General features: G+C 43.0%; 8 protein-coding genes. 7 read left to right on the forward strand and 1 reads right to left on the reverse strand.

Going from position 1 to position 6,299, the window contains the following annotated elements; genetic code table 11:
- Position 1: 1 nt before the first annotated feature.
- Entirely contained in the window at positions 2–1,201 is a 1,200-nt protein-coding gene (locus tag BWD47_RS08445; protein ID WP_230235559.1) for an efflux RND transporter periplasmic adaptor subunit, read from the reverse strand.
- 268 nt (positions 1,202–1,469) lie between these two features.
- Between BWD47_RS08445 and BWD47_RS08450 the strand changes: the two genes are divergently transcribed.
- From BWD47_RS08450 to BWD47_RS08480, 7 genes are all read left to right on the forward strand, one after another.
- Entirely contained in the window at positions 1,470–2,261 is a 792-nt protein-coding gene (locus BWD47_RS08450) for a crotonase/enoyl-CoA hydratase family protein (RefSeq protein WP_075593796.1), read from the forward strand.
- Positions 2,262–2,332: 71 nt separating this feature from the next.
- Complete coding sequence (locus BWD47_RS08455; protein ID WP_075593797.1) at positions 2,333–2,686, forward strand: CidA/LrgA family protein; 354 nt, start codon at positions 2,333–2,335, stop codon at positions 2,684–2,686.
- Complete coding sequence (locus BWD47_RS08460) at positions 2,676–3,386, forward strand: LrgB family protein (RefSeq protein WP_036966578.1); 711 nt, start codon at positions 2,676–2,678, stop codon at positions 3,384–3,386. The genes BWD47_RS08455 and BWD47_RS08460 overlap by 11 nt, the downstream gene beginning before the upstream one ends.
- Before the next feature lie 33 nt (positions 3,387–3,419).
- Positions 3,420–4,262, forward strand: a complete 843-nt coding sequence (locus BWD47_RS08465; protein ID WP_075593798.1) for a mechanosensitive ion channel family protein — start codon at positions 3,420–3,422, stop codon at positions 4,260–4,262.
- A 106-nt stretch (positions 4,263–4,368) separates the two neighbouring features.
- Positions 4,369–5,511, forward strand: a complete 1,143-nt coding sequence (locus tag BWD47_RS08470) for a PepSY domain-containing protein (protein WP_075593799.1) — start codon at positions 4,369–4,371, stop codon at positions 5,509–5,511.
- Positions 5,511–5,981, forward strand: coding sequence for a hypothetical protein (locus tag BWD47_RS08475; protein WP_075593800.1), 471 nt, complete (start codon positions 5,511–5,513; stop codon positions 5,979–5,981). The genes BWD47_RS08470 and BWD47_RS08475 overlap by 1 nt, the downstream gene beginning before the upstream one ends.
- A 124-nt stretch (positions 5,982–6,105) precedes the next feature.
- Positions 6,106–6,299: transposase DNA-binding-containing protein (locus tag BWD47_RS08480; protein WP_075593687.1), on the forward strand; the 194-nt coding region annotated here is incomplete at its 3' end.

The following is a 6,299-nucleotide window of genomic DNA, read 5'->3' on the forward strand; positions in this document are numbered from 1 at the left end:
CCTAAGAGTTGGCTTTGCTAGTAATAGTGCCCGTTGTTGCATCAACATTTTTTTCAACGGCTTTGACTTCTGCACCTTGGCGGACTTTTTGTAAGCCTTCAATAATCACCTTTTCGCCTGCTTCAAGGCCTGACTCAACCACCCACATCGCGTTAATACGGCGACCAAGTTTCACAACGCGCATCGATACTGTGTTTTCATCATTAACAACAAGTACAAACTTACCTTGTTGATTTTCTTGTACTGCAACTTGTGGAATCAAGGCTAATTCTTTTTTGTTGGTGCTCTCGACTATTAATGTAACAAACAAGCCAGGCATAACCATGCCGTCGGGGTTGTCGAACGAAGCCCTTAATTCAACGGTCCCCGTGTTTCGATTTATTTTAGTATCCGCAAAATCAAGGACTCCCTTGCCTGGAAAAACGGAGTTATTTGGTAATCGTAAACTTAAATCAATAGGTACATCACGTGGGTCGCGATCTGGGGTTTGATGTTGCTGTCGGTAGCTTATGTAGTCAGCCTCTTCAACTTGAAAGCTCACATAAATGGGGTCTACATCAGTCAGCTCTGCCAGTTCATTCGATGAGGGCCCAATAATGTTGCCCACATCGTAGTTCACTTTACCTATACGACCCGCGAATGGGGCTCGAATTTCAGTGTAGCTTAAATTCAACTTTGCCTTTTCAAGCTCAGCTTCGGCCGCTTTCACCGCGGCTGTCGCTTGTTCAAAGTTAGTTAATAACTTGTCTAAATCGGACTGCGAAATAAACCCTTGAGAGGCAACATCTCGACCCCGTTTTAAGTCTCTTTGGGCAGCACTTGCAGCAGCCTTTTTACTTTTAAGATCGGCTTCAACCTCGGCCACCGTGGAGCGGTATTCAGACGGGTCTATACGCAATAATAACTGATCTTTTTCAACCGCAGATCCTTCGTCAAAGTGACGCTCAATGAGCTCCCCCTCAACACGGGCTCTAATTTTAACTTCTTGAAACGCTTCAGTGCGGGCGACAAACTCTCGATAATCTCCGACTTCTTGGGTAACAACATTAAAAACAGATACCGCCGGTGGCGGCGTAGCCTGTTTCGTTGATTTATCATCGGAACAGCCTACTAAAGCCGAGCTAAAAGCCACGGTAAATAAGGCGGTTGTTATAAAAGATGATGATTGATTCTTTATGCGAGCTGTTTTGCGCATCAGCATATGTATACTCCTTGTAGCGCGACTTAACGCTAAGTCTAGTCGTGTCGTGGTATTTTGCGAAAGTTTGAGCCAGTATCTTACCGATAGCAAAATTGAGCTAGTTGAAAACCTGCTTCTTTGTTTTAAAAATATACATCAATTTGTAATCAAGCATATGACAGAGTTACCGTTTTTTGAAAAAATTAACGTTTCTTTGCGACACATCAGCATTTCTTTACATACTTGTCATTAGCTCGTAAGCTCTAACACACAGGTCAGAGGAGTTGCCATGATAAAGCTAGAAATAAAACAACACGTCGCTTGGGTTTACCTTGCTCGTCCAGAAAAGCAAAATGCGCTTAGTTTTGATATGTTTGTCGAGCTGTCACGCGTCATCAAAAAAATTAAACGTGACCCTCGCTTACGCGCTGTGGTGATTAGTGGTGAAGGTGAACATTTTTGTTCTGGGCTCGATGTCGCAGCCGTTATGAAAAAGCCCAGTAACATCATGAAACTGCTTTTTAAGTGGCTGCCGGGCAATCAGAACCTTGCGCAAAAAGTGGTCTTAGGCTGGCAAGATTTAAGTATTCCTGTAATCGCAAAAATTTCGGGGCATTGCTTTGGCGGAGGAATGCAAATAGCACTCGGTGCCGATTACCGAATTGTAGATAAACACGCCAAACTGGCGATTATGGAAGCACGCTGGGGGTTATGCCCCGATATGGGAGCAAATGTGGTGCTTGCAGGATTAATGAAACATGACCAAGCACTCTGGTTGGCAAGTCATGCCGGTCCCGTATCTGCTGAGGACGCTAAAGACTATGGGCTTGTTACCCAGCTTACAGATGATGTTGATAAACACACCGCGGCAATGCTCGAAACCCTTATGGCGCGTTCACCAGATACATTGGCAGCAATTAAGCGGCTTACTCAACAGAGCTATCGCTCGCAGCAACGTAAAATCTTAGCAAAAGAAACCTGGAGCCAAATTCGCTTATTAATGAACCCAAATACCAAAAAAGCCATTGCTATAGCAAAAGGAGCAGATGATATTGAGTTTAACAACGCCAAGTCATGGTAAGCTAAAGTCGCATAGTACTACTGACAAGGGTATGATGTAGTTGAACTTTCACAAGCCATTTTCCATCTATCATGAAATACCTGTTCAGTAGTGCCATTATTCTTGCGTGCTTAGCGGTCGCTAAGTATTTAAGCCTGTTACTTAACAGCTCTTTTCCTGCGCCATTGCTCGCTATGGTCATGTTACTTTTACTGCTATTAACGGGGGTTGTTAAAGAGCATCAGCTAAAACCGACAGCCAGCCCTCTGTTAAATTACATGCCATTATTTTTTATTCCAGCGGGCGTTGGCATCGTTGAGCACCTTGATTTAATTGGTCAACATTGGTCGCTTTTGCTCACTGTGTTTATTGTTGTGCCTTTGAGCAGCGTATTGCTCATTGGTGGCGTTATCGCCTATTTTAAGGGGCGTGAAAATGACGACTAATTTATGGTGGTTAAGCGTTCCAGTCATTATTTGCCTTTTTTTGTTACTAAGAGTCCTCAACAACAAAACAACTCACGGTGTTTCAAAAGCACTTAGCAACCCTGTTTGCTGGGCTATTTTGATTATTGCTGCGTTACTTGTAACACTCGACTTACCTTATGCGCCGTTTGCTGAGCACAGCAAAATACTCAGCTGGTTATTAGAACCAGCGATAGTCGCCCTCGCTTTGCCGCTGTATCAGCAGTTTGTGCACGTAAGAAGAAACCTATTACTCATCGTGATTAGCTGTAGCTTAGGGGTGATTAACGCCACTGTTGTTGCCTCACTCATTTGCTATTTTTTTGCTGCCCCTGCTGAGCTTAGTGCATCGCTTGCCAGCCTTTCTGTTACAACGCCCATCACGTTAATTGTCACGGATGCACTGGGCGGTATTCCTTCTCTTGCTGCTGCAATGGTTATTTTTATTGGTGTACTGGGTGGGATTTTTGGCAATTTAATTTTTTCGCTATTAAACATCCGTAATGCACAAGCTAAAGGTGTTGCCATCGGCACCGCGTGTCATGCTATTGGCACCGCCTCACTTATTACTGAAGAGGCAAAAGCCGGCGCATTTGCATCGGTCGCAATGGCACTGAGTGCGCTTTTAAGCGCTATAATAGTGCCCTTACTCTATCCTGTTTTACAACATGCTCTGGTATAGTCAGGGCAAGCAGTAACCTTGTTAGGAAAACACATGATCGATTCTGAATTACAACAAGTTGAAAAATACTACCACTTAATTACCGAATACCTCGTTACCTACAGCATGCAAATTTTTGGTGCCATCTTAATCCTGTTCTTTGGTTTATGGGTCGCACAAAAAGTATCAAAAATGATTGCTGGATTAATGCAACGGCACAACATTGACATAACCTTAACTAACTTTGTCAGTAACGTTGTTAAAGTACTGCTTATTATTATGTTTTTGGTTATCGCACTGGGTAAAATTGGCATCAGTGTTACGCCATTTGTTGCAGCAATCGGTGCTGCATCGTTAGGGGCTGGTTTAGCACTGCAAGGTATGCTGTCAAATTATGGGGCTGGTCTTGCAATCATTGCCACGCGCCCTTTTGTTGTTGGCGACACGATTGAAGTAAAGGGCGTTAGCGGACAAGTTAAAACTATTGAACTTGGGTATACTATTTTGATTAACGAAGAAAAAGTCGAAATCACTATCCCAAACAAACACATTGTTGGTGAAATTTTACATAATTCGTTTAGTTATTCACTGGTAAAAGGTGAAATTGATATTGCCTACGATGCCAACGCAGACTTAGCAATTGAACTCATCGAAACAGTATTAAAAGAGCACGAATTAGTTGCCGACGAGCCTCATTCACAAGTGGGTATCGAGCGCTTTGCAGACAGCGGCGTGACATTAAGTTATCGTTATTGGGTACCGACGACCAAAATTATTGAAACCAAGCTCTCGGTTAACCGCAAAGTATTCAGCGCTATTCAGGGTGCAGATATCGACATTCCCTTCCCACAGCGGATCGTTACACTTAATCACACACATGAGAAAGGTGCTGAATAGCACCTTTTTTACCTCGCGACGACAGAGATTGTGTTTCATTAAAGCTTTGTAGTACAATTTGAATGATAACAATTACTATCATCAATTAAATGTCGGGCTATTTTTCATGAGTAAACGTCTTTGGTTCCAGCTACACGGTTGGTTTTCGCTGCCTATCTGGGTGTTATTCTGCTTTATCTGTGTTACGGGCACAATTTCAGTAATAAGCCATGAACTGATGTGGTTAACCAACAGCGAAGCACGCGCAACTAACCCTAATAATTTACCGGCGATGCCTGTTGATCAGGTTATTGAAAGCGTAGAAAGTGCTTACCCAAGTGCCGATGTTATGAGTGTACTTACTTATGAGCCTTACCTTGTTAACGCAGTCATTTTTACCGACACAGACAAACCTTATGCTGTTGCTTACGTCAATCAATACACTGGCGAAGTGCAAGCTGTAAACAGCACCATTTCGTTTATTGAGTTTATGCGTACCCTGCATGGTTGGTTATTTTTCCCTTGGCAAGAAGGCTACAGCATTGGTTATTACTTAGTAAGCGCAATGGCATTTGTTATTCTGGGTGCTCTAATCACTGGCTTAGTAATTTATAAGAATTTCTGGCGTGCATTCACGCAACCAAAATTGCGCTTTAATCAAGGCCGTAAAACCTTCCTCAAGGACTTACATACACTCAGCGGAGTATGGTCAATTTGGTTTATGGCCATCATGGCGTTGACTGGCTTATGGTATTTTGTACAAGCCTTTATGTGGCACAACGAAATTGATATTGAAGAGCACGCCCCGTTAGTGGCGGTGTCGACATTGCCCGCCACAAAACAAACACCACCAACTGATTTAAAAGCCGCATTAGCAGCCACAAAAGCAAAGTATCCCGACTTTAAACCGAGCTATGTGATGCTACCAGAGCATAATCGCGGTATGTTCAACATTATGGGCAGTGGTGATACGATTTTTTATGATAACTACGCGTACTCAACCTCTGTTAATCCATGGACCGGTGAGATAGCAGCCAGCAAAAGTCCAGAAACAATGACAGGATTACAAACTCTATCGCACATTACCGACCCCCTTCATTACGGTAATATTGGTGGCCTTTGGACCAAAGTTATCTGGTTTATCTTTGGCTTAATTTTAAGTGGTATGTCAGTCACAGGGTTTATGATGTACACCTCTAAATTGGTAAAAAATAAACCTGAAAAAGCACGCCAAGTTGCGCCCGTTAATAACATTCAGGAGGCAAACTAATGGCACGTTTAAACGCAACGTGGTGGCAACGTAAAAAGTACCTGTTACATGCAATTGTGCTCGCCTTACCGGTGTGGTTTATTTACCAATCGCTCAACCCACAATTCCCTGCTCTTTGGCAAGAACAACAAGCAGGTGAGTTTAAAATTGCGCCAATGCCACTTAATGAAGATGCCCCCTATTCGCATCATAACGAGTATGTAAAAGATTTCTTTATCGCCTTTAATCAAGGTGATATTAGCAATATACGTCAAGCCTATTTAAATATAGGTGAAGCGCCGCTGCCACTCACTGAATTTGCAAAAGATGAAGAAGGCCTTATGCATGGAACGGCACATGGTCAACACGCACATGTAATAGCCCCGAAAGCTATTTCGGCCGATGACAAATTGTGGGTCACAATTCAGACATGGCAGGGTCAATTACACACCCTACAATGGGACATTCCTAATCAGTTTATTAGTCAATAATTTTTAAAGCCACTCACTGAGCTGTCTCTTATACACAAATCCCTGCTGAGAAATTAGCAGGGATTTTTTTGAACTAAATCTCAACGTCATGATCAGATCTTCAAATCTTGTTTGGAGACACATCATGATTAACGAACATACTCATTGGGCAACACAACAATTCGGTAAATCGGACTTAGGTGATCCACGAAGAACTGCGCGTCTGGTAAGGTTAGCATCAACTCTTGCAAATGAACCAGGAAAACCACTTGTGAACATCACTCAATCCCCCGCCGATATGGAAGGTGCCTACCGCTTTATCCGCAACGAACACATTGA

The organism is Pseudoalteromonas sp. PAB 2.2, from assembly GCF_001938575.1.
GTDB lineage: Bacteria > Pseudomonadota > Gammaproteobacteria > Enterobacterales > Alteromonadaceae > Pseudoalteromonas > Pseudoalteromonas lipolytica.